At 72.1% G+C, this 22,943-nt stretch carries 19 protein-coding genes and 2 pseudogenes; 10 read left to right on the forward strand and 11 right to left on the reverse strand.

What is annotated here, in order from left to right; translation table 11 throughout:
* Positions 1–244: 244 nt before the first annotated feature.
* A complete protein-coding gene (locus tag ABD317_RS06790; RefSeq protein ID WP_344288828.1) occupies positions 245–4,153 on the forward strand; it encodes a hypothetical protein in 3,909 nt (1,302 codons plus the stop codon).
* A 104-nt stretch (positions 4,154–4,257) separates the two neighbouring features.
* Here the strand turns inward: ABD317_RS06790 and ABD317_RS06795 are convergent, their stop codons facing one another.
* Together ABD317_RS06795 and ABD317_RS06800 are read right to left on the reverse strand one after the other, a co-directional pair.
* Complete coding sequence (locus tag ABD317_RS06795; protein WP_344288830.1) at positions 4,258–4,401, reverse strand: hypothetical protein; 144 nt, start codon at positions 4,399–4,401, stop codon at positions 4,258–4,260.
* A 1,160-nt stretch (positions 4,402–5,561) separates the two neighbouring features.
* Positions 5,562–6,419 (reverse strand): helix-turn-helix transcriptional regulator, encoded by an 858-nt coding sequence (locus tag ABD317_RS06800; protein WP_344288832.1) that lies wholly within the window; start codon positions 6,417–6,419, stop codon positions 5,562–5,564.
* A gap of 134 nt (positions 6,420–6,553) precedes the next feature.
* Here ABD317_RS06800 and ABD317_RS06805 point away from each other — a divergent pair, with 134 nt between their 5' ends.
* Together ABD317_RS06805 and ABD317_RS06810 are read left to right on the forward strand one after the other, a co-directional pair.
* Positions 6,554–7,126 (forward strand): hypothetical protein, encoded by a 573-nt coding sequence (locus ABD317_RS06805; RefSeq protein ID WP_344288834.1) that lies wholly within the window; start codon positions 6,554–6,556, stop codon positions 7,124–7,126.
* 239 nt (positions 7,127–7,365) lie between these two features.
* Positions 7,366–7,542, forward strand: a complete 177-nt coding sequence (locus tag ABD317_RS06810; protein ID WP_344288836.1) for a hypothetical protein — start codon at positions 7,366–7,368, stop codon at positions 7,540–7,542.
* Between the two features lie 552 nt (positions 7,543–8,094).
* Here the strand turns inward: ABD317_RS06810 and ABD317_RS06815 are convergent.
* Complete coding sequence (locus ABD317_RS06815; protein ID WP_344288838.1) at positions 8,095–8,250, reverse strand: hypothetical protein; 156 nt, start codon at positions 8,248–8,250, stop codon at positions 8,095–8,097.
* A 697-nt stretch (positions 8,251–8,947) separates the two neighbouring features.
* Between ABD317_RS06815 and ABD317_RS06820 the strand changes: the two genes are divergently transcribed.
* On the forward strand, positions 8,948–9,265 hold the full coding sequence (locus tag ABD317_RS06820) for a hypothetical protein (protein WP_344288840.1): 318 nt from the start codon (positions 8,948–8,950) through the stop codon (positions 9,263–9,265).
* Positions 9,266–9,338: 73 nt separating this feature from the next.
* Here ABD317_RS06820 and ABD317_RS37765 read toward each other — a convergent pair.
* A pseudogene (locus ABD317_RS37765) lies at positions 9,339–9,977 on the reverse strand (relaxase domain-containing protein); the annotation flags it as partial.
* 1,526 nt (positions 9,978–11,503) lie between these two features.
* Here ABD317_RS37765 and ABD317_RS06825 point away from each other — a divergent pair.
* From ABD317_RS06825 to ABD317_RS06835, 3 genes are all read left to right on the forward strand, one after another.
* Positions 11,504–12,073, forward strand: a complete 570-nt coding sequence (locus ABD317_RS06825) for a TetR/AcrR family transcriptional regulator (RefSeq protein WP_344288842.1) — start codon at positions 11,504–11,506, stop codon at positions 12,071–12,073.
* Between the two features lie 360 nt (positions 12,074–12,433).
* A complete protein-coding gene (locus tag ABD317_RS06830) occupies positions 12,434–13,684 on the forward strand; it encodes an MFS transporter (protein ID WP_344288844.1) in 1,251 nt (416 codons plus the stop codon).
* On the forward strand, positions 13,684–14,100 hold the full coding sequence (locus tag ABD317_RS06835; protein WP_344288846.1) for a Dabb family protein: 417 nt from the start codon (positions 13,684–13,686) through the stop codon (positions 14,098–14,100). The genes ABD317_RS06830 and ABD317_RS06835 overlap by 1 nt, the downstream gene beginning before the upstream one ends.
* A gap of 1,076 nt (positions 14,101–15,176) precedes the next feature.
* Here the strand turns inward: ABD317_RS06835 and ABD317_RS37770 are convergent.
* Positions 15,177–15,620, reverse strand: a complete 444-nt coding sequence (locus ABD317_RS37770; RefSeq protein ID WP_425582297.1) for an SbtR family transcriptional regulator — start codon at positions 15,618–15,620, stop codon at positions 15,177–15,179.
* A gap of 8 nt (positions 15,621–15,628) precedes the next feature.
* Positions 15,629–15,991 (reverse strand): TetR/AcrR family transcriptional regulator, encoded by a 363-nt coding sequence (locus tag ABD317_RS37775; protein WP_425582298.1) that lies wholly within the window; start codon positions 15,989–15,991, stop codon positions 15,629–15,631.
* Between the two features lie 75 nt (positions 15,992–16,066).
* On the opposite strand from ABD317_RS37775, the gene ABD317_RS06845 reads away from it, so the two are divergent.
* Both ABD317_RS06845 and ABD317_RS06850 read left to right on the forward strand, forming a co-directional pair.
* Complete coding sequence (locus tag ABD317_RS06845) at positions 16,067–16,918, forward strand: NmrA/HSCARG family protein (RefSeq protein WP_344288848.1); 852 nt, start codon at positions 16,067–16,069, stop codon at positions 16,916–16,918.
* A 162-nt stretch (positions 16,919–17,080) separates the two neighbouring features.
* The gene (locus tag ABD317_RS06850; RefSeq protein WP_344288850.1) at positions 17,081–18,592 is read left to right on the forward strand and encodes a pyridoxal phosphate-dependent decarboxylase family protein; all 1,512 of its coding nucleotides are present in this window, start codon (positions 17,081–17,083) and stop codon (positions 18,590–18,592) included.
* 446 nt (positions 18,593–19,038) lie between these two features.
* Here ABD317_RS06850 and ABD317_RS06855 read toward each other — a convergent pair whose 3' ends face one another.
* From ABD317_RS06855 to ABD317_RS06870, 4 genes are all read right to left on the reverse strand, one after another.
* Complete coding sequence (locus ABD317_RS06855; RefSeq protein WP_027756307.1) at positions 19,039–19,284, reverse strand: hypothetical protein; 246 nt, start codon at positions 19,282–19,284, stop codon at positions 19,039–19,041.
* Positions 19,285–19,394: 110 nt separating this feature from the next.
* The gene (locus ABD317_RS06860; protein ID WP_344288852.1) at positions 19,395–19,862 is read right to left on the reverse strand and encodes an NUDIX hydrolase; all 468 of its coding nucleotides are present in this window, start codon (positions 19,860–19,862) and stop codon (positions 19,395–19,397) included.
* Positions 19,863–19,875: 13 nt separating this feature from the next.
* Positions 19,876–20,289 carry a GatB/YqeY domain-containing protein gene (locus ABD317_RS06865; protein WP_344288853.1) on the reverse strand — a complete coding sequence of 138 codons (414 nt, stop codon included), beginning with the start codon at positions 20,287–20,289 and terminating at the stop codon, positions 19,876–19,878.
* Positions 20,290–20,347: 58 nt separating this feature from the next.
* Positions 20,348–21,133 (reverse strand): SDR family oxidoreductase, encoded by a 786-nt coding sequence (locus tag ABD317_RS06870; protein ID WP_344288855.1) that lies wholly within the window; start codon positions 21,131–21,133, stop codon positions 20,348–20,350.
* A gap of 138 nt (positions 21,134–21,271) precedes the next feature.
* Between ABD317_RS06870 and ABD317_RS06875 the strand changes: the two are divergent.
* A pseudogene (locus ABD317_RS06875) lies at positions 21,272–22,091 on the forward strand (helix-turn-helix domain-containing protein).
* A 12-nt stretch (positions 22,092–22,103) separates the two neighbouring features.
* Here the strand turns inward: ABD317_RS06875 and ABD317_RS06880 are convergent.
* Positions 22,104–22,943, reverse strand: an 840-nt coding sequence (locus ABD317_RS06880) for a GNAT family N-acetyltransferase (RefSeq protein WP_344288857.1), incomplete at its 5' end; no start/stop codon positions are given.

The following is a 22,943-nucleotide window of genomic DNA, read 5'->3' on the forward strand; positions in this document are numbered from 1 at the left end:
CCACACGCATCCCGGACATAGGCAAAAGCGCGGGATCTGCTGCCCGGCAGAGCCATGCCGCGGTTCTGGCTGTCCCGTCAGTGGCTGGCGATCTGCGGGCGATACCGATACCGCTGAGCCCTTCCGTTTGTGATGACCAGAGCGGGGCTCGGGTGAACTGAACGGCCGTGCGGGACGATGGGAGCTGTCTCTGCATGGCCTGTTGCCATGCGCGGATGGCCGTCTCAACGTGCGGAGTTGCCCCGTGTACGACAGTGCGAGAACCGCTCTTCGGGAGCTGGAGGACGATCAGGTCTTTGAGCGGGTGGCACTGCATGTGCTGCGGGCCCGCTTCCCTGAGTTGCGGATCAGCAGCGCCACAGGTGATCTCGGCCGGGATGCCTTTGGCCGCCCGCTGTTCGGCAAGGACGACTCGGTCGTGTTGTGGGTGAGCCTGCAGGAGAAGTGGACGAGCAAGTTGAAGTCCGAGCTGGTGAAGAACCGCAGGCATGACCGCCGGGCGAAGGCGATCTACGTCACGAATCGGTCCACCACCGAGAAGGTCAAGGAGCGGTGGCGCAAAACGGCGAGCGACGATTACGGCGTTGCCCTGGAGATCGTCACTCTGGCCGAGCTGGCCACTGAGTTGGATTCCGATGGCCTGCGGTGGGTGGCCGAGCTTGAGCTGGGGGTGCGTCCTCGAGCGCCCTACCGGTTGTCGACGTGGGCCCAGTACGTGGAGGTCCTTGCCGGGTCGGTGCCGGGGATGACTGCACCGGTGGTGGGGCGTGAGGCGGAGCTGCTGGCGCTCGGAACGGCACTGGCGGAGGAAGGGCCGTTGTCCCGGGTGGTCGTGGTGGAGGGCCCGGGCGGTGCCGGCAAGACACGTCTGGCGATCGAGGCGGCTCGGGTGGTGTCTGCGGTGTTGGTCGCGCCCACCGGCGTGGCGTTGGAGGCCGGTGCTTTCGCGGAGGTGCCGATCGACGATTCCTTGATCGTCTTGATCGATGATGCCGACCGTGCGCGGGATCTGAGTGGTCTTGCGGCGCTGCTGCATGATGTGCGTTTCCAGCGGGTGCGGTTCGTCCTGACGGTCCGGCCCGGGCGGCGGTTGGGGGTGCTGCAGCACTGGGGTGTTGAGCGCTGGGCCGGTCCGGTGGTCGAGCTGCGCCCGCTGGAGCGGTCAGCCATCGACGCGCTCGTGACCGGGCGCGGCATTGGGGGTGCAGCCTTCCGGCAGAGCGCTATTGACCTGGCTCAGGGCAACCCCTTGATCGCTCACATGGCCTGTGAGGTGGGGCTTGCCGAGAACAGGTTCGACTGGCCGCGTGCGGCGGATCTGCTGCGCGCCATGGCCGAACGCCGGCTGCCGGCCGACGACTTCGGGCAGCAGCATCGGGCCGCGGCGGTCGCCTTGGCATTGCTGGGTCCCGTGGCCGGTGGAGAAGACCTGGCCGCACTGGCGGGTGCCATCTCGGCGCTTCCGCCCGAGCCCTACCGGCTTTCCGTTCTCCTGGACGATCTGGCCGACGCGGGTCTGGCCGACGCTGCGCCGTACTCGGTGCGTCCTGCCCTGCTCGCTCCGGTGCTTGTCGCCGATGCGCTGGATCCGCGCAGCCGGGTGCGACTGGATGCGGGCCGGGCGCTGGACGTGTTGTTGAACAGGGCGGGGCTCGGTGCGGGAAGACCGGATGCGGTGCCCGTCGATGAACACCTCGTGTTCAGTGGGGCGGGACTGGGGTCTCAGCTGAACACCCTGGCACAGGCGGCTCACGACCGCCCGGATGCGGGGGCCGGGGCACGGCTGGCATCGGCGGTCCGTGGGCTGCTGTCCGGCGAGGCAGATCTGGAAGCGTGGGCGGTCGTGGTGGGTCTGGCCGGGGAGGTGGCTGTCGCGGCTCCCGGGATCCTCGCAGAGCTGCACGGGCTGCTGGTCCAACGGTGGCCGCTGGCACCGTCGCCCCAGCTGTGGGGGGAGGGTGACCCGGCGGCACACTACCGGTACGGGCTGCAGCGCCTGGGTGAGCGGTTCGCCGAACTCGCCCAGCGCGTAAGCCTCGACACCGTGCCCAGCCCGGTGCGTGTGATGCTGGACGTGGCCTGGCTGATGGAACCGGCCCTGCCGGCCGAAGGCTCCAACCGGCGCGATGGGATACTGCAGGGCATCCAGCGGTGGTGCTCGGCCCCGGCCCATACGCTGCCGGGCGGATTCGATGCCCTGCTGGAGCGGCGCGGCACCGTCCTGCGGATCATCGCCCAGTGGGTGCGCGATCGCGGGGCCTATCCGCCGCACGGGCTTGATCCGGAGGATGCCGCGGTCCGCGGTCCTCTCAGCCTCATCCGCGTGTTGCTGGCCGCAATGCAGCCGCTGCTGCACCTCACCGTGGAGAGCACCAGCGGCAGCCCGGAATCGGCGAGTACGATCACCTTGCACGCCGCAATCCTGCCGGACCAGCCGCAGACGCTTGAGTTGCTGCGCGAAGCGCTCGCCCTGCTCGTCCCGCTCCTGGACGAGCCCGTGCTGCGCAGCGGTGAGGGCCTGACGGTCCTGCACACGCTCGTCTCCCTGCCGGGCAGCCTGCGCCGTGAGGGTGCCAGGCCCTTGTTGTCGGGCACTGTCATGCCGACGTATGCAGAAGCGATCTTGGATACCGCTGCGACGGAGTTCACCGCGCAGATCGCGGCCCGGTGGGACTCGCTGCCGTTGCCGGTCAGACGCAGCACTGCGCAAGCGGTGCTGGGCCCTGGTTCACGGCCGACTACCCTCAGCGCTGCCGCAGCGGCCGGGGACGAGGTGGCCGTCGCGGCACTGGCGGATACGGCGCTCACTCGGCTTGCGGTACTGCAGCCGCTGCACGATCAGACGCCCTGGCGTGAGGCGCAGGAGGCGCAGCATCTCGCCGCCCAACAGTTGGGCGGTGAGGTGGATTTGATCGAGGCACTGGAACTCCTGGACGAAACGGCACCGAACGTCACAGGGGTGGCGGTCAGTGCCCTTCCGGCGTTCGCGCAGGCGGTCGGAGTCAGCACGGATGATCCGCGGACGGCACTTGAGAGGATCGCCCGCGCCCCGCTAGCCGGTGAGGGCGCCCTGCTGGCCGGTCTCGCACAACGCCATCCGGACGTGGTCTGGCCCTGGCTTGAGGAACGCGTCAGCGATCCTCGCCTGGCCGCCGCAGCACTCACCTGTGCCGACGAGCACCCCAACCGTGAGTTGCGGCTGCTCCCCCTGCTCCTGGAATCCGCTGCAGAGGGATCGGCGGCAGGTGATGAGGTGGCGTCCCGACTGGCGTGGATCTTGAACTGGCATCTGGTGCCGTGCAAGCAGCCACTCGCACAGCGCATGAAGGTCCTCGCCTCCCTGGCATCGCAGTGTCCACCCGCGGCCCTTCCCAATACTCTTCAGGTCATCGGCTTCCTGCTTCAGGAGGCAGGCAAGGACAGTGTCCCCGTCGAAAGTGAAGTGGCGGGCCTGTTCGCTGAAGCGCTGCGCCGCCGGCTCGGCCACGCCGACCAGATCCCCCATACGGTGCACTTCGACGAGGAAACGGCCTCCGGCGCCGTCGCGATCGCTTCTTCCCTCCCCGAGCAGTTCGCCGCCGTCCTCGTTGAACAGCTGCTGGCCGTCGGCGGCGGATATGAGCTGCCCGGTGCCTGGGCGCGGTCGCTTGCCAGGCTCACACCGCCCGTGCGCGAGCAGCTGGTCAGCGCCTATCTCGGACAGCTGGACCGGGCCCGCTCCGAAGCAGAGGTCAGTGAACGCATCGAACTGGCAGCCGCGCGGCTGCTGTCAGCTCTCGGGCGCGGCACGGAGCAATGGGCAGGGCGCGTACGGCAGTGGGCATCGGGGTCACCGGCCCAGCGCCAGCAGGCCGCTGCCGCCATCCAACACGCATGGCAGACACCGCTGTGGGCAGAAACCGTCTCCAGCCTGCTGGCCACAGACATCGACGTTGCCAGCCGGGACGCGATACTGGCGGGCATCGTTCTGCCCGGCCTGGACACCGATCTCCCCGACGACCCAGAATCCCGCCGCACGGCCCTGGCTCCGCTTGTGACCGATGCGAACGCGGCGGTGCGGGCCTTCGCCTCGGATGCCCTGCGTCGCCTTGACGCCATCGAGGACGAGGACGCCAGGCAGGAGGCCGACTTCAAGCGCGGATACCGCCGTTGACGAACTGTCCGAGCCAGTCCCCATCATCTTCCTACGGCAGGAGGCCAGCCTCTGCACTCGGCCATCCAACCCGATGGCCGAGCAACTCATCACCCCTCACGGACTCACGCGGCGCGGCGCGGAACCTGGCGGGCTTCCGGTTCCTGCTGGCCGGACCACGTCCGCCACAGCTGCGTGGGCACTGAGTGCGCCATGTCCTCCGTCATCACGAACACCCGGGCCTCACCGCAGGCGAGCTCCCAATCCACCGGCCGCTCCGTGCCTGGTGGCCAGTCACGCTCCGCGACTGTCACAGCGGCGGCAGGAGCGGACCCTGCCTTACGCAGCGCCATGTATCCCCGCCTACGTACTCGACGCGAACATCCAGGCAAGGACGCTCGGCCTCGAGCCCGCTCGACGTTCCTCCTCTGCCGCCCGTCGCTGATCAGCCAGCGTGGCCTCAGCAACCTCTGCGGAACGGACCGCTGCATCAGCCGATTTGGCTGATGCATCCGCAGATCGCCGCCCGTCCTGGCGAGCCTTGACACTCACGACGAAAGCACCAGCCGCCAGTACCACCGCCGCCTAAGCCGGCACCTCTCCCCAATCCAAGCCGGGACCATACTCCGGCAGCTCCGCTCCCAGCCAAGCAGTCCAACGGCCGCGAAGTCTCCTCAACTTCGGCCGTGTCCGCCGGCGCCACGCTCCTGGCCAGGGAAAACTCCACACCCGCTATAGCAGTCGGCGCGAGAACGACCTGGGCTTTCGTCACTCATGTCAGCAACACGTAAGCACCATCTGTCAGTGCCAAGCGCCAGGTCAGTAAGCCTGTACCGCTGACGCTCAGATGACGAGGTCCAACTGACACTCCCCCGCAGACAAGCATGGGGGTCTGGTTGTCGAACGTGCGTTCAAGGCGCGGGAGTCTGACCCCCGAGCGTGCCGAGGCGCTGAACGAGCTCGGGCTGCGCTGGACATAAGCAGGTTCGGAGCGGGGGCGGATCGTTGGTTGCGGTCCGCCCTCGCTGGTGACGGTGCTCATTGATCACGGAAATCGCCATCACGGCGGCCGGAAGCTCGGCATTCCGGTGGGGGTCGCGAGAAGCCCGGCAGGAAGCCGGCGCAACCACGTGCGGCCGGTGGTGGTCTCGGCTGATCTTGGCGCTGGCCGACTCGCGCGGGGCGGCAGTGCTGCCGTCGTGCCGGCGCGTGCCGCCTCGTCCAGTACCACACGGGGGAAACCGTTCTCTTCCTCACGGCGCGGGGCAGTATGGCCCGCACGTTCCCCGCCGATGTCCTGCAGGCTCAGGTCGACTGGTATGTGGCGTTGGACCGGCTCAACGAGCGGTCGGCGCCGCCGTCGGGATTCGACGACGCCGTAGGACCGATCGGTGATCGTTGGTGTGCCGTGGCCGGCGTCCGCCAATCGCTATGTCGGGGCGTCCTGTTCGGTCATGGCCTGGATGCCGATGACGTTGAGGAGCTTGAGGCGGTCGGCGGCGTCAGTGCCGGGCGCGGTGGTGAAGGCGACGATGCGTAGATCGCTGCCGGGAGCGGTGAGGATGTCGCAGTCGAGGGTGAGCATGCCGGCCTTGGGATGGTGGATCGTCCTGGTGTGGGGCTCGTGGGCGCCCACGGTCGCGCTGTCCCACAGACGCACGAAGCCGGTGCTGACGGCTCGTAAGTCCTTGATCAAGGAGTGCAGGGCGGTGTCGGTGGGGTAGCGGGCGGTCGCCGCCCGCAGGTCGGCGACCGCGGCGGCCTCGAACCGGCTCTGCTGCTGGGTGTCGGGGCCGACGCGGGTGGGCGCACCGGCGAACAGGCGCCAGAGGACGTTGCGCTGGCGTCCGCGCCATGTGGAGGCGTCGCCGAACAGCGCGGCCCACAGCGGGTTCCACAGGATCAGGTTCCATGTCGCGTCGTACACGCTCAGCGCCGCGCCGTCGAGTTGGTCGAGCAGCCTTCGCACACTCGGCGGGATGTATGTCGACACCTCTCCGGGACCCGGTACCGGCTGGCCTGCGAGCAGGTAGAGGTGTTCACGCTCGATTGCCGACAGCCGCAGTGCGCGGGCCAGTGCGGAGAGCACCTGCGTCGACGGGGAGGTGGCCCGGCCCTGTTCCAGGCGGACGATGTAGTCCACCGACAGGCTGGCCAGTTGCGCCAGTTCCTCACGTCGCAGCCCGGCGGCCCGTCGTACCCCGCCGGCGGGCAGTCCCACCGCGGCGGGGGATGTGCGGTCGTGCCAGCTGTGCAGCGCCCGGCCTAGTTCGCTGGATCCGCTCACGTTCCCCAGTATGTGGCCACGGTGCCGGGACAGCCTGGTATTGGCAGTCCACAGGCTGTGCGGGGCACTGTCTGTGCATTGGTGGTGCGGGGAGGGTGGGGGCGTCATCATCCCATCGATCACGGGAGTGAACGATGCGTCAGACGTTCAAGCGGAGGTTGCCGGTCGCGTTAGCGACGGTCGCTGCCTCTGTCCTCGGTGCGGGGCTGTCCGCGTCCGGTGCGAATGCCGCCACCGCTCAGGTCCAGCGCGCTGACGACTGTGTCGTCAACGTCGATTCGGGCAGCAGTCAGTGCTTCGGCACCTTCCGCGAGGCCATCGCCGCCACTACGCACGGAAAGATCACCAATGCGCCGCTGTCCGCCAAGGGCATCGACCGGAAGCTGGCCGACCGGCTGAGCGCCGCCTCTGACACCGCGGGAGCACAGGCCGTGCAGCTCGGCGCCGTCTTCACGGACTCGAACTACGGGGGCTCTTCTGTGATCTTCGAGGCGTCCAGCGGGTGCCGGAGCGGAAATGGCCGGGACGCTCAACTCGACCTGTCCGGCATCTGGAACAACTCCATCAGCTCGCTCACCACGCTCTCGTGCTGGCTGGAGTTGTGGGACGCCCCCGCCACGGCCGGCTTCCACCAGGAGTACCGGCAGTCCACCTCCTATGTCGGGGATGCCATGAACGACCGGGCCTCCTCGATTGCCTTCCTGTAGACGACCTCGCGGTGCCCGGCCCCGCGGGCCGCCGGTCCGGGCACCGCGAGTCGCCGTCTTCCGCGAGGCGGCCGGAACGTGGAGATCCGCACCGGCTCCCTTCGCGGGACACACCCGCACCGGATTGCCCCTCGGCCGGGCCGGTGGGCCGGCCGAGGCTGCGGACGCCCTCGTCCTCCTCGCTCCCCGGAGGGGCCGCCGGACCACCGCTCGGGCGCAGCACACGGACGGGTGCCAGCTTGGTCGTCACCAGCAGCAGGCCGTTCGGCCGCAGGGGGGAGGTCTTCGGCCCGGCTGTGCCCGAGTGGAGGGAGCCGCTCCTGTCCTTCGAGCACGAAGCCGCCTACGAGTACGCCTTCGCCGACGGCGCCCTCCCGGGCCTGCTGCCGGCGCGAGACGGCCGATTCACACAGTAGCCCCCGGCACCGGCAACGCCCGGTCGTACGAACCCAAGTGGGGCCCGCGCCACCAACAGCCGTACGAAGGACCGTACGGAGAACGGGCAGCGCCCGCACGAACACCGCACACCCGGACCGGTGCCTGCCACCGCCCGGTCGGTACTCCGGCCCCAGGCGGCGCGGCCCGACCTGGTCCAAGACCGCGGCGGCTGCACCTGCACCGAAAACGCATCGCCCACACCAGCCGGCCGGGTCACTCTCGCCACCTGGACCACGGCACTCACAAGGCGAGCGCACAAGCCGGGCTGCATCTAAACCGCAGGACCCTCAGGCGGCCGGAGCGCTGTCCGGCGTGACGACGACGAAGTGCCCCGCGGCGACCGACGGGCGCCTTCATACGCCCGGCCCTCACCTCCAGGTGCGGTACGGCCCGGTGCCCGGCGCCCCCCGTGCCGGGCACCGGGGCACGGCGGCCACCCGCCCCGCACCGCCGGCGGGACGGCCGCGTCTGCTCACCCGCTCAGTGCGCCCCCGGCGAGAACACCCCCGTCCGCAGCCGGCGCCCGGGCGTCAGCCCGCCTTCTCGAAGGTGACCGTGGCGTCCGGGGATGCCTCGGCGTGCTCGGTGAGCGCGGCGAGTTCGGCGTCGTCAGCGCTGAGGCCCCAGCGCAACTTCGTGGCGGTCCACTCGCTCAGGTACCGGCACGACGCCTGCTCGGCGGGCACCCACCACGTCGCCGGCGGAGCTGTCCGCCCCGTTCATCAGCCCCATGCCCTCCGCCAGGGCGACCTGCGTGGCCACGGCGACCGGGCGCGCGCCGGACGCGGTGAACAGCTGCAGCCGGAACGTCCCCGGCAGCCCGGGGGCAGTGAAGCAGTGAACATGTGGTCGTCCACGCGCTGAGCCGGCGCGTAGCCGCCCATAGGCCAAGCGCGTCCGCGCCGCCGGGGCGCGACGCCGGCTCGGAGCCCTGGCTGGCGGTGAGGTCATCGGTCGTGCCCGTATCGTTCCCGGCCCGACGGCTTCGCAGCGCAACCTCGTGAGACACCACAGCTAACGGGTCGCAGACGGGCTGTCGCCGCCTTGATGGCTGCCCGCGGGGCCCGGCGAGCCGGTGTGAGGCGCTGTGGCGGGCTTCTGGGGTCGTGGGAGCGGCAGTTCGGCGCTGCGGGGCGGCTGGTGCCGGCGGGGAGGGGCAATGCTCCGGGGCTTCTCGTACGCGCTCCCGCCGGACACGCCGGTTTCGGTCTGGCCGGTGGTGATGCCGTGGAGGCGCAGGCTGGCGATGCGCGCCCGCTGGTGCCGGGAGGCGGTGACGCGGGCACCGGGCGGCGGTCGGCGCGGGAGTTGGTCGGCGAGGGTGAGGGTGTAGGCGGTGTGATCGGCGGCCAGCGTCCCGGCGGGGGTGGTGAGCGCACGGCAGTGGGCGAGGGTGGCGTCGACGATGCGTTCGTCCAGGCCGGGTTCGGCGCGCTGGCCGCGGAGTTGGTGGGTGAGGTGGCGGCGGGCTTCGGCGAGCAGGTGCCGGCGGCGGAAGCGGTCGCGGTGGACGTGGACGACGACGGCGGCGACGTCGGCGGCGCGCGTGCCAGGTCGACCACCGGCCGGGCGGCGGCCCGGATCGCGGCGGCCGCGCGGCGCGCCACCGCGAGCAGCCGGTCGACGTGCTCGGCGCCGAAGCGGGCGATGGCGGCGGTCCGCCACGTCGCCCGCAGCACCGGCAGCGGCACCGCCGGCTGATCAGCTTGACCCGGGCTCGCGGCCCCGGCCCGTACCCGTAGAGCGGCTCGTACTCGGCGGCGAGCGCTTCGAGGCGGCACATGATCTGCTCGTTGCGGGAGCCGATCCAGGCGATGAGGTCCCCGGGGATGCCGGCGATCTCCGGCACGGTCCGCATTCCGGGGGTGGTCTCCCGTTCGGTGGTGGCCAGTTGCAGGCGATCGCACACCTTTTCCATAACCCGTTGGGTGTAGAAGGTGCCGGCGGCGTCCGCCTGTTTCAGCAATGCGCGGCCGTGCAGGTTGGACCAGTCGCCCTCGGGGCGCGGCGCCGTTACGGTGCTGCCCCGGCCGGAGCGCACGATCAGCCCGCGCTCCTCCAGCGATGCGAGGGTGTCGTCGCTGGCGACAAGGTGGCAGTCCTCAAGGATTCGGCGGGTGGCGTCGTCAGCCAGGGCCCACAGCAGGTGGACCGACGGCGGTGGGCGCAGCACCATGTCCCAGGCGGCCACGGAGCCGCCCTTGCCGGTGCGCTCGCGGACGGCGTCACCGAGCTTGACCGCCTGGTGCGCGGCGGCTGGACTGTGGCCAGCGGCCAGGCGCTCGGCGGTGATGGCGTCGGCACGGGGGTGCATGCCCTGGCCGAACAGCAACTCCAGCTCCCGCTCGGTCGCGACGCCGGCAACGCCGAGGGCCGGGCAGGCCCAGCCGGTCCACACCCCGGGCGGTGGCACCCCGCCCGCCGGCCGCTGCCACCGTCGACGTCGTCGACGGTGGCAGCGGCAACTGCAGTTGCTCGGAGGGAGGACGGGCGCGGCGCGGACGGCAAACGCCCGCGGTGACAGGGAGGTAGTAGCGCCACACCGACCCGGCGCGCACTCGCGCGATGCTCAACATCACCCCAGACCAGCACCGACCACATGCGGTGACGGCATGCGGTGACGGCGGCCGCGGGCAAGGGTGCCAGCGGGCGGGCCGCGAACCGGCCCGCCGTCCCGCACCGCGGTATCCGCGGGGGCGGCCCGCCGGCGCAGCCGATATCAGTCGGCTTCTACATCTGGATAGGCTGCGGACGCGCCAAGGACAGAAATACCTAAGCGGTCGAGGCCGGGAAACTCTCATCTCCGTGGCGAATTCCATTGATACGGAGATTGCAGCCTCCGAACGATACATGGCGGCATGAGAGATTCTCTTCCGAACCTACCCTGAATGGACGAACGAACGTGTGCAGAATGAGATCGATGGCCAGTTCTCCACTCAGGATCAGCGGGCAGGAATCCTACGTCTAGTATCGGCGAGGGATGGCGACTATGCGCGTAGAGGGTTGGAAGTAGCCGAGTCCATAGCCCAGCAAGCAACGACTGAGCGTAGGAACATTCGGGCCAAGACTCAGGATCTTAGAGGTGAAGGCCCCGTTATAACCGACATGTCGCATGACATGTTCTGTAACCTCGCCGCGGGTGGCATACTCGCAGATTTGGTTGTGTGCCCGGAGACGCTGGGCGTTGGCTGCGCTGCCGCTCTGGCTGTCTATTTGCTTGCCGACAGCCGAGGTTGTTGACGATAGGGTTCGGACTCCCCTCAGTCCGTCTCGCGTGCAGTGCGGGCAACGCAGGCGGGGTGGTCCAGGCAGGCCCCGAGCGCGGCCTGAAACTCCGGCGCGAACTGTCCGGGGCGGAGTCGTAGTCCGCGGGCAGCGCCCATCCGGCACCTGGGCACCCCGCACTCGTGGGCGCCGCTCCACAGGCGAGTCCTGCCTGCGCAATCTCGCCCGGCAGCGCCACGCACGGCACGTGCAGGTCCTCAAGGAGGTCGCCCAGGGCTTCGCCGCGGGCGGGTTCCCGCAAGCTGAACCACTCGCCGCGGGTGTCGACCCGGCCCAGCATCCAGCGCCGCACGTCCTCGTCCAGGTCGTCCTCGTCCTTGCCGAGGGTGAACCCCGGCTGCGCCCGGCGGAGGCCGGCGTCGCGGCCCTGCCCGCTCTTATGGCGGCCCCGGTCGCCCCGGGGACCGTGGACGTCAAGGAGTGGCCGGGACGTGCGCGGGTGCGTCCCGGCGGGTCGGGGGGTTCTGGGTCCGGTCACGTCGTCCTCGGTCCGGGCTCGTCCGCGCGGGGCGCGGCCGCGTCCCGCGTGCGGCTCGCGCTGCGGCTCTCGTGCGCGGTCCTGCGGTGGCGGGGTGAGGCGGGCCGGCGGGCCGGGTGCCGGTTGCGGGGTTCCGTGGGTTTGACATCCGCAGGTGTGAGTGGTTTATTACTCACATGACGACACCAGGGTCCCGCCGGCAGCTGTCGACCGCCGACGAACGCAGGAGGACGGTCCTGCGGACCGCGATCAGCGCGTTCGCCGACCGGGGCTACTTCGGGACCACGACAACGGACGTGGCCCACCGGGCGGGTATTTCGCAGGCGTATCTCTACCGGCTGTTCCCGGACAAGGAGGCCCTGTTCACAGCGGTGGTGGAGCACTGCTTCGCCCTGGTCCGCGAGAGCCTGGGCGACGGGGCGGCCGCGGCCTGCGGCAGCTCGCCGGAGGCGGTCCTGGACGCGATGGGCGACGCCTACGCCCGGCTCATCGCCGACCGGGACCTGCTGCTGCTGCAGCTGCACGCGCAGTGCGCGGCGGCCTCACAGCCGGCGATCGGCGAGACGGTGCGCGCGGGGTACGCCCGCCTGGTCGAGTACGTGCGAGGCGTCTGCGGGGCGGCGGACGCCGACGTCCAGCGGTTCTTCGCCACGGGCATGCTGTGCCACCTGGTGGCCGCCCTCGACGCCGGCCGGATCGACGCCCCGTGGGCGCTGACGCTGTCCGACGGACTGCGGCACTACTGACCACACCGGGACGGGAGAGGAGGAGGTGAGCAGATGACGCGCAACGTCGCGGCCCGCTGGGCCGCGCTGGCACCCCTGGCCGCGCTGGACGCGGTGCTGTTCATGCTGTGGCGCTAAAGCGCCCTCGCACCGGCATCCAGGCGGCCGTTTTTCCGGCCCGAAGAGTGAGTGGTTAACCACACACAGATGGAGGAGATCGCCATGACCCCGACTGTTCCGACCGGCTCGCGCGCCGGGCGCGCCGAGCGCCTTGCCTGGCGGGCGGCGCTCACCGTCCTGGTCCTCGCGCTGGCCTTCATGGTCACGCTCTGGGACTGACCCCGGGCGAACCCCGGCCGCCCGCAGAAAGGAGCGACCCCCATGGCGGCAGTGCCGGCCCAGCCGGCCCGGCCCCACCGCGCCCCGACGCGCCCGGCGCGCGCCGCGGTCCTGGCGTCGGCGACGCTCACGATCATGGCTGCGGCGATCATCTCCCCCAGCCTGCCCGCGATGCGGGAGGTCTTCGCCGGCACCCCCGGCGCGGACCTCCTCGTCCGCTTCACGCTGACCGTCACCTCCCTCGCCATCGCCGTCAGCGCCCCCGCCTGCGGGCTGGTCGCCGACCGCCTGGGACGCCGCCCGCTGCTCGTCTTCGGCCTGGTGCTGTACGCGGTCAGCGGCACCGCCGGCTTCTTCGTCACCGACCTGTACGTCCTGCTGGCCACCCGGGCCCTGCTCGGCGCCGCGGCCGGCGGGATCATGACGGCGGTCAGCGCCACGATCACCGACTGGTTCAACGGGCCGCGGCGTGCCTCCTTCCTCGGGCTGCAGCAGGTCTTCGCCAGCCTGGGCGGCGTCGTCTTCCTGCCGCTCGCCGGGCTGCTGGCCACGATCAGCTGGCGCGCACCGCTGTGGATCTACACCGCCTCGGCCGCCGTCGCCGTCCTGGCGATCCGCGCCCTGCGCCACGAGCCACGCACCGAGCCCGCCGAGGCGCCCGGCCGTTCACCGCATCGGCCCGGCAGGATGAGGACCGGCAGCATCCTCGGCGTGTACGCCCTGGCGCTCGCCGCGACGCTGGTGTTCTACATGGCGCCGACCCAACTGCCGTTCCTGCTCCGCAGCCACGGCAGCGGACCCGCCGCCGCCGGCGCGGTGATCGCCGGAAGCACACTGTCCAGCGCTGCCGGCGCGCTGGCTTTCCCGGCCCTGCGCCGGCGCCTGACACCCACCGTGATCACCACGGCCGGCATCGGACTGCTGGGCGCCGGCTGGCTGCTGGTGGGCACCGCACCCGGCGTTGCGCAGATCGCGGCCGGACTGCTCGTAGGCGGCCTCGGCGTCGGACTCGTCGTACCCAACCTCAACCTGCGGCTCAGCGAGATCGCCCACCCCCACCGGCGCGGCCGGGTCCTCAGCGGCCTGGTCACGGGGATCTTCCTCGGACAGTTCCTCTCCCCGCTGGCCGTCCAGCCCCTCATCCAGAGCACCGGCATCGCCGCCGCGTTCACCTGGACCGGGACCGCACTGGCGGCAGCGGCCGCACTCACCGCCATCACCGCACTCCCGACCCGCACGAGCCCAGACCGCGACACCCCCCCCCCCACCCACCCCACCGAAAGGAAAACCTGATGATCCACCACGGCATCCGCTTCACGTTCAAACCCGGCGTCACACCGCAGCAGCGCGAAGAGGCCCTCGAAAGCCTGCGCAACCAGGGCCGCGTCATCCCCTCCGTCACGTCCTTCGTCGTCGGCCGCGACTACGGCGGCGCATACGAGTGGGGAGCCACCTTCGCAATCGAAGACCTGGACGGCTACTGGGAATACCTCATCCACCCCGCCCACCTCCACACCGACCGGACCGGGCTGCCGCTGGTCGACACGTTCGCCTCCTTCGACATCACCGACGACCCGGCCCCCGACACCGGCGAAAAGATCGCCGCAATGCACCAACGACGCTACGACAGCCTCCCCGACCTCACCCAACTCGTCTCCGACCTGGACGAATACGTCGGCAGCGCTGCCCCCGGCCCACACGCCGACTGACCCCCAGCCCGCACCACCCCCGCACGGGCGGGCGCCCACACCACACCGGCACCCACCCGCGCACCCCGCCCGCACAACACCTCCGCCCCCCCCCCGCCCGGCCCCCGGCCGCGACGGGGACGGCGGCATCGCACCCCGCGGCCGACCCGGAAGCCGCCCGGCAGACGGCACCCGGGCCGGCCGCATACACGGCATCATCCAGCTCGACGAGGACCGGACCCCTGCTGACGGTGCACCGCTGCCGCGGAGCACCCCCCCAGCGCAGCGGCGACGGCTACCTCAATGCCGGCGAGACCAACGCAACAGAAGACCGAGATCCCGTCCGGGCCGGTCCGACCCCTCGACGCTCCAGCCACCACACCACCGAAGCCCGCCATCCGCACGGCGCGGACGACAAAGGGAGCATCGAGGTACGCACGCACAGCGGCACCGTTCAGCACCAGCACAGCCACCGTATGGCGTACTTGCCACAAGCATCAACAACAGGAAACCACCCTGCCGGACCACCGCGGCGCGACCAGCCATCCCCGGCCGAAGACATACAACCCATCCCGTCCCAACGACCCACCGACCCGTCCGTGCAACCGGACCCCGAGCCACAAACCAGAAACCAGAAACCAGGAGGACCAAGAAGCGGGGCGGCTGAACTCCAGCCCCAGACAGCGACCGAGCAACCAGAACAGCCCCGCCACCCCGAGAGCTAAGAACACGCCACAACCAAAAGACCACCACCCGCACCCCCACAGCCAGCCCACACCCGCCAGCCCACACCCGCCAGCCCACACCCGCCAGCCCGGCACGGCAAACACGCCCCCCACACAGACAGCAAAACAAGCGGCGACCAAGACCAACCCCAGCGCCAGCCGCACACATCCACTCACGACCCCCACCACCACACCCTGCCGCCCCTCCAACCAACCACCCCCCAAACACCAGACAACAAAACCCACCACCCCACCCCCCTGAACAACCCCACCACAATCCCGGGCCGGGCGGCCCGGGGGGACGACTCTGCGACGTGCGGCGGCGGACACACGTCACGCCCGCACCGCCCACGCGCCCGGCCGCCCGGCCCGTCACGGCGGCGCCGGCGCTCCCGGACCCGTCGACGCCCGGGAGGGCACTGCCCGACGGCGACGGCGACGGTGCGCCCGTCGCCGGCCGCCCGGCCCGCAGCAGCGGGCCAGACGACCGGCGGAACGGGCCCGGAGCCGGGCCCCGCAGTCCGCACAGCGCAACTCCGCGTCAGCCACACGGGCACTGTCACGAAAACCCCACCCTGGCGTGACAGCCTGAGGAGACCACAGGCCCTCCAGCACCAGCCACACGACCCGCGCACCGCCCGTCCGGCCCCGGTGCGCAGCCTGCACCGCCGCACACCCGGCAGCGAGCGCAAGAACGCCGTCCACCCCGACGTCACGGCGCACGCCACCGGCCCGCTGGGCCGCGCGCACCAGCCCGTCCAGCGCCTGACACAACCAGCACGCCGACGCCGCCAGCGCAGGCTGCGACCAGCTCACCTGCCCGCTCAGCGCCTCCCACGCGCACGCGCGCCCCCGCCAGGTCTCGACAGCCCCAACAGAAAGCCAAAAAGCCCCTCAACGCGGCCGCTACGCACCGACCACCCACGGGCAGCGACCACCAAGGCGCCGATTCGCCAGACGAGTACGGCTTCCAGCAGGATCTCCCTGCCGGGGAAGTGCCGGTACACGGTGCCGGCGCCGACCCCCACCCGCCGTGCGATCACGCCGAGCGAGATGTCCGGACCGTGCTCGTCGAACGCCTGCGAGGCGGCGGCGAGCGCCTTGGCGCGGTTGCGGCGGGCATCGGCCCGGCCGGCGTCCCGGGGAGCTGCGGTCATGTCACGTAATCCCTTGTCGGTGCCGTTCAACCGGGTGGAGCATTCCACATCGACCCCGGGGCCCGAACCGACCGTACTCGCCGACCATCCCGGGTGGAGGACGATGTGGCAACTGACCGTTTGATCGTCGTGACCGGTGCGACCGGCCGGCAGGGCGGAGCCACCGCGCGCCGGCTCCTGGCAGCCGGCACGCCGGTGCGCGCGCTCGTACGGGACACGGCCGCTCCCCCGGCCAGGGCGCTGGCCACCGCGGGGGCGGAACTCGTGCGCGGCGACCTCGACGACCCCCCGAGTCTGCCCGCAGCCCTGGAGGGGGCGGCGGGGCTGTTCGCCGTGCCGCCCGCCGCGTACGGACCGGACGGCACCGGCGTGGAGCAGGAGTTCGCACGGGGCCGGGCGCTGGTCGACGCCGCGGCAGCGGCGGGAGTCAGGCACGTCGTGTTCACGGGCATCGCCTCCACACCGGGTCGCCTCGCCGGCTCCGAGGGAAAGGCGCGTATCGAGGACCACCTGCGTGAACGGATCCGGTCGGCGACCGTGCTGCGCCCGGTGCGGTTCATGTCGAACTACCTCGGGACGATGCCCGTGGCCTTCGACGGCATCGCCGGCGGCGTGCACCGGCACATCTTCACGCCGGACGACCCCGTCCAGATCATCGCGGTGGAGGACATCGCCGAGTTCGCCGCGCTGGCCTTCGAGCAGCCGGACCGGTTCGCGGGACGGACGCTGGAGCTGGCCGGGGATGCCCTCACCCCGGCCGAGGCGGCCGCCGCGATCAGCAAGGCCACCGGTGTCGCGGTGCTCTACGAGCAGCTCACCCACGCCGAGGCGGCCGCACTCGGCCCCGACATCAGCCCAGGTCCGCCAGCACTGGGCAGCCGGTCTGCGCTGGCGCGCGGACATCGAAGCGCTGCGCGTCATCCACCCCCGGGCTGCGTACGTTCGCGGACTGGCTAGCCGAATCCGGCACCGCCCTGCTGCGCAAGCAGCTCCTCGCAACCGCGTACGCGCACGTGCCGCCCCCTGTGTGCAGCGGCCGGCGGGCACGTCGTTTGGCCCGGTCGACTGCGCCGGATTTGGCCCTGGAGGGTGCGCGGGATTGCGGTCCAGAGTGGGGGCATGGAGGAAAGCGCCGCCGGCCCGTCTGCCGGCCTCGCCGGGCCCGGTCCGCTGGACGTGGGCGCCGAGGCGGGGGCCGGGCTGATCACCGAGGCCGTCAGGCTCGTCGTCGAGCACGCGAAGACGGTCGCCGACGGCCCGGTAGCACCCGCCGAACCGGGCACCGACCGGATCCGCGACTGGCTGGCCGCCCACGACTTCGCCGGACCGCGCCCGGCGGGCGAGCTGCTTCAGGAGGTGACCGCGGCGCTGCGGCGCTGGGGCGTGCACACCACGCACCCCCGCTACCTCGGCTTGTTCGTCCCCACACCCACGTGGTGGGGCGTCGCCGGGGAACTGCTCGCGGCGGGCGTCAACCCGCAGCTCGCCGCGTACGAACACGCCCCGGCCGCGGTCGAGATCGAACGGCACGTGCTGCGCTTCCTCGCCGCCCGCCTGGGCCTGCCGCCCGCCGCCGACGGCAGCTTCACCACCGGCGGCGCCGAGGCGAACCTCACCGCCGTCGTCGTCGCCCTGACCCGCCGCTTCCCCGCCTACCCGGACGACGGACTCGCCGCGCTCCCGGGCCCGCCGGTGCTCTACGCCTCGGCCGAGAGCCACCTGGCCTGGCTCAAGATCGCGCACACGACCGGGCTCGGCCGGCGCGCCGTCCGGCTCGTCCCGGTCGACTCCGCGGGCCGGCTGGACCTCGTACGGCTGCGCGAACTGCACGACGACGACGTCGCCGCCGGCCGGGTACCGTTCCTGCTCGCCGGCACCGCGGGCACCACCGCCGGCGGCGCCGTGGACCCGCTGCCGGAACTGGCACGGCTCGCGGCCACCTGGGGCCTGCACTTCCACGTCGACGCGGCATGGGCCGGTGCGGTGGCGCTCTCGGACCGGCTGCGTCCGCTGCTCGACGGCGTGGAACACGCCGACAGCGTCACCGTCGACGCGCACAAGTGGCTGTCCGCCCCCATGGGCGCCGGCGTCTTCCTCACCCGGCACCCCGACGCCCTGGCCGACAGCTTCCGGGTCAGCACCTCCTACATGCCCCCGGACAGCGACACGACCCCCGACCCGTACAGCACCAGCGTGCAGTGGTCCCGCCGGTTCACCGGACTGAAAGTGTTCCTGGCCCTGGCAGCGGCCGGCCGGGACGCCTTCGCACGGCAAGTGGAACGCGACACGCAGCTGGGAACCCTACTGGCCCGGCGGCTGACCGAGGACGGCTGGCAGCGCGTGAACGACACACCGCTGCCGGTGGTATGCGTTGCCGATCCCCAGGCCGAGGCCGGCGGCCCGCAGCACAGCGCCGAATGGCACGCAGCGGTGGCCGCACACGTCGTACGCAGCGGCCGCGCCTGGGTCAGCCGCACACGACTCAACGGCCGTCCCGCAATCCGACGGTGCCTCACCAGCCACCGCACCGGCCCCGACGACATCGAAGCCGTCGTGGCCGCACTCAGCCACGCCAGAACCGCCACACCGTATGCGGCCGTGCAGCGGGACAGGGCTGCGCCGCTCCCCTGAGCCGTCCGCGGCCCGACGCCACGTGCCTGTGAAGCCTGCGACAGCCCATCGCCCCGTACAACCGAGACGGCCCGCATACCCTCCCCTTTCAGCCGAGGCCCAGGGGAATGGCCAGCTTCGGGAAGCATCCTGGTGGTGTAAGACGAATCCTGCGAATTGTCCTGGCGGTTCTGCTGATCGGCGGCGTTGCCACCGCCGTGGTATTAGGCCGCGACGAGAAGGACACCCCCACGGCAACAACGACCGTGCACGGAGTGTCCGATCAGACAAAACGAGTTCCTCGAGGACCCCGATGTAGTGAAGGCACCAGCAAACAGGGGCCCCACCGAACAAGCGGATACCGCCGGCTCGCTGAGCATGCGGGACCTACCGCTGAAGGACTACAACTTCACCTCCCCTTCCAACCCGGCCACGGCCGACGAACCGAGACAGAGGTGCCGCGTGTGCTACGTGGGGGTGGGGTCGGTTGGGGTGGGGGGGAGCTTTGTGGCGACGCGGACTGCGGCGAAGAAGCGTGGTTCGTTGCCGGCCAGCCCTGCGGCCGCCAGGGCCCTGTCGGCGTCGGCCAGCGGGCCGGCCAGCACTGCTGCGGCCAGCGCGGGGCTGCCGGGCTCCGCGAGTGCGGCCTGGGCGCTGCGCACGAGGCGGCGGTACGCCTGCGCCGCGGTGATCTCGGCGGTGTTGCCCGCCATCGTCGCCTCCGTTCGTCGGACCTGTCCTACGCCCCCAGTGTGCCGAGGGGGTCTGACATCGCGCCGCGAACCCGCCCGCGGGCGGGGCCGGTTGGGTGCCGGGGGCCGGTTCAGTCGACGTGCGGGTGGGCGCCCGTCAGGTAGTGGTCGATCTGGCGGCGCATCGACGGGTGGACGTCGAACTCCCCCAGGTCGTCCGGCATGACCCACCGGACGCCGTCGGCCTCGGCGTTGATTGTGGGGCGGCCGCCGACCGGGCGGCCGAGGACGGTGACCTCGTACGCCTGCCTGATCTCGCCGTCGCTGTACGCGACCACATGGCGCGGCGGCGAGTACACCCCCAGCAGCCCGACCGGCTCGGCGACGATCCCGGTCTCCTCCGCGCACTCGCGCACCGCGCACTCGGCGGGTGACTCACCGATGTCCATCGCGCCGCCGGGCAGCGCCCACTGGCCGGTGTCCCGGCGGCGTTGGAGGAGGATGGCGCCGTCGTCGCGGGCGACCAGCATGTTGCACGCGGGGATCAGCGAGTTGGGGCGGGGTGCCCGGTCGTCGTACCAGTACTCGGTCCGTCCCATGCCGGCGCGGTTCCTAGCGCGTCAGGTAGGTGCCGAGCACGTCCGCCTCGCGGCGCAACCGGTCCGCGGCGTCGCCGCGCCCGTGTGCCTCGTAGCCGTCGGCCTCGGCGCGGCGCTCCTCGATCTGCGCCCGCACCACGGCGCGGAGGTCGTCGGCGGTCAGCACCCGCCGGGCCGCTTCGGCCGCCCCGACGCCGGCGTGGGCGCCGGCGACGTGCTCGCTCGTCGGCGTCGCGGGGGCGTCGGCGGGGGCGACGCCTTCGGCGTTGTCGAAGGCGGCGAGGGTGGTACGCAGCGCGGACACGGCCTCCTTCCGGCGCGCCTTCATCGCCGAGCGCAGGTCCGCGCGCATCCGGGACCGCAGTGCCTGCGCGTCGTCCTTCGAAGTCCCCGGGTCCGTGGGCGGGCCCGCCGCAGCCGTTGCCATGCGCCCCAAACTACCCTTCTCCGCCCGCGGAACGCCTGCCCGGGGCCGCTGGGAAGCGTCAGCGCTGGCGGGACGGGCGTACGACGATCTCGTTGACGTCCACCTCCGGCGGCTGCGACAGGGCGTAGGAGACAGCGGCGGCGATGGCGTCGGGGTCGATCGCATGGGCGCGGTAGGTGCGCATGGCCTCGGCGGCGCCGGGGTCGGTGATCGTACCGGCGAGTTCGGAGGCGACGACGCCGGGCGAGACGGTCGTGACCCGCACCGAGGGGTCGCACTCCTGCCGCAGGCCCTCGGTGACCGCCCAGGCCGCGTACTTCGTGGCGCAGTACACGGCACCGGTGGGCACGACCTCGTGGGCGCCAACGCTGGCGACGGTCACGAAGTGGCCGGAGCCCTGGGCTCCGAACACCGGCAGGGCGGCGGCGATGCCGTGCAGCAGTCCGCGGACGTTCACATCGATCATGCGGTCCCACTCGTCGACCAGCAGGGAGTCCAGCCGCGACAGCGGCATCACCCCCGCGTTGGCGACGAGGACGTCGACGCGGCCGTGCCGCTCACAGGCGCCGGCGACGAAGCCGGCGACGTCCGCCCGGTCCGTCACGTCGAACCGCACGGGCTCCAGCACGCCGCCGGCCCGGGCCGCGGCACCAGCCGTACGCTCCGCCAGGGCTTGGAGGCGGTCCATACGGCGGGCGCCGGCCACCACCCGGTGGCCCTCCACGGCGAGCCGGGCGGCGACGGCTTCACCGATGCCGCTGCTGGCGCCGGTGACGAGGACGGTCTTGCGGCCGACCGCGGTGACGTCGAGGGCGGGGGTGTGTTCCGTGTGCTGTGTGGTCATGGCTTCGAGAATCGCCCGCCCGGCGTGCCCGCGGGAGAGGCGGCGTTCTCCTGGGTGTGGCGCACCCAGGCAGGGGTGCGGGCCGGCCGTGCCGGCGTTGTGAGTCGGCCCGGGATGGCGGGCCCGTAGCATGGCGGTATGGCACCTAGCGAGCTGGGCACTTACCTGCGGGCCCGGCGCGCCGGAGTCACCCCCGCCGCGGCGGGCCTGCCGGTCACCGGGCACCGTCGGGTGCCGGGGCTGCGGCGCGAGGAGGTCGCGCTGCTCGCCGGAGTCAGCGCCGACTACTACATCCGGCTGGAGCAGGGCCGGGAACGGTCGCCCTCCGCGCAGGTCCTCGACGCGCTCGCCGCCGCCCTGCGGCTGGACGAGGACGGCCGCCTGCACCTGTTCCGGCTGGCCGGCCTCGGCCCGCGCGCCCGTACGGGCGCCGTACCGGAGCGGGTGGACCCGAACCTGAGGTCGCTGCTGGACGCCTGGCCGAACAACCCGGCGGTCGTCCACAACCGCGCCTACGACGTCCTCGCCTCGAACGCTCTCGCCGACGCGCTCTTCCTCGGCTGGGCGCACTCGCGCAACCTCATGCACGCCGTGTTCACCGACCCGGACGCCCGCTCCTTCTACCGCGACTGGCACGACGTGGCGCTGGGCGCCGTGGCCGGCTTCCGCCTCGGCCGCGGCACGGCACCCGACGATCCGCGGGTGGCGCAGGTGCTCGCCGGGCTGCTGGCGTCGAGTCCGGAGTTCGCGGAGCTGTGGGCGCGGCAAGGCGCTGGAGCGCAAGCGCTTCGAGCACCGCGACGTGGGGCCGCTGACGCTGACGGTGCAGACGTTCGACGTGCGTGCGGCCCCGGGCCAGGAACTGGTCGTCTACCACGCGGAACCGGGGTCGCCGAGCGCCGAGGCGCTCGCGCTCCTCGGCTCGCTCGCTGCCGCTCCGGGGCGGGTCTCCGGCTGACGTCGCCGGAGGTCAGCGGCGCACGTGCAGCCGGTAGGTGTGGGTGCGGCGGTACGGGCGGAAGCCGAGCTGTTCCGCGAGGGCGAGGACCGCGGTGTCGCCGTCGGCGGCGGCCGTCTCGACCTCGGCGATCTGCGGGTGCTCGGCGTGCAGCCGGCGCAGCATCTCGGCCGTGAGCCAGCGACCGAGGCCGCGGCGCCGGTGCGCCGGTACGACGGCGGTGTGGCAGTGCTGCGCGCGGGGCGCGGGGGCGGGCGGGACCAGCACCTCGGTGTAGCCGGCGACGGTCCCGGTGCCGGTGTGCACGGCGGCCACCGTCAGCAGCCGGCCGTGCCGCGGGTCGGGGGCCCCGGCGGTGCCGAAGGCGATGCCGGGGACGGCGGCGGCGAGGTCACCGGGGCCGGCTGTCTCGCGCGCGGCTTCGGTACGGGACGGAGCGGTACCGGCGGCCGGCGCGGTGGGCGGGGCGTACCAGGTGGTGAGGCGGTAGCCCGGGTGGTCGGCGAAGACCAGTTCCGCGAGCCAGGCGCGGTGCACCTCGGCCAGCGGCACCAGCAGGTGGTGCACGACGCGGTCCCGGACGAAGCCGTGGCGCAGGCAGAACACGTCCGCGGGGGTGCCCGCCGGGGCCGCCGCCCGCAGGGTGTCCCAGCCCTCGTCGCGGGCCGCGGCGACGACGGCGGCCAGCAGCAGGGTGCCGGTGCCGCGGCGGCGGGCGTCGGGGTGGACGTAGAGCTGGAGTTCCGCGGTGGCCCGGCCGGGGCCGGGCGGGGTGGACGGCCGCACCCCCGCGACGGCCGTCACCTCGCCCCCCGTCGCCGTGGCCGCCCACGCCGGCGCGACGCCGGCGCC

Source organism: Streptomyces synnematoformans, from assembly GCF_039531005.1.
Lineage (GTDB): Bacteria > Actinomycetota > Actinomycetes > Streptomycetales > Streptomycetaceae > Streptomyces > Streptomyces synnematoformans.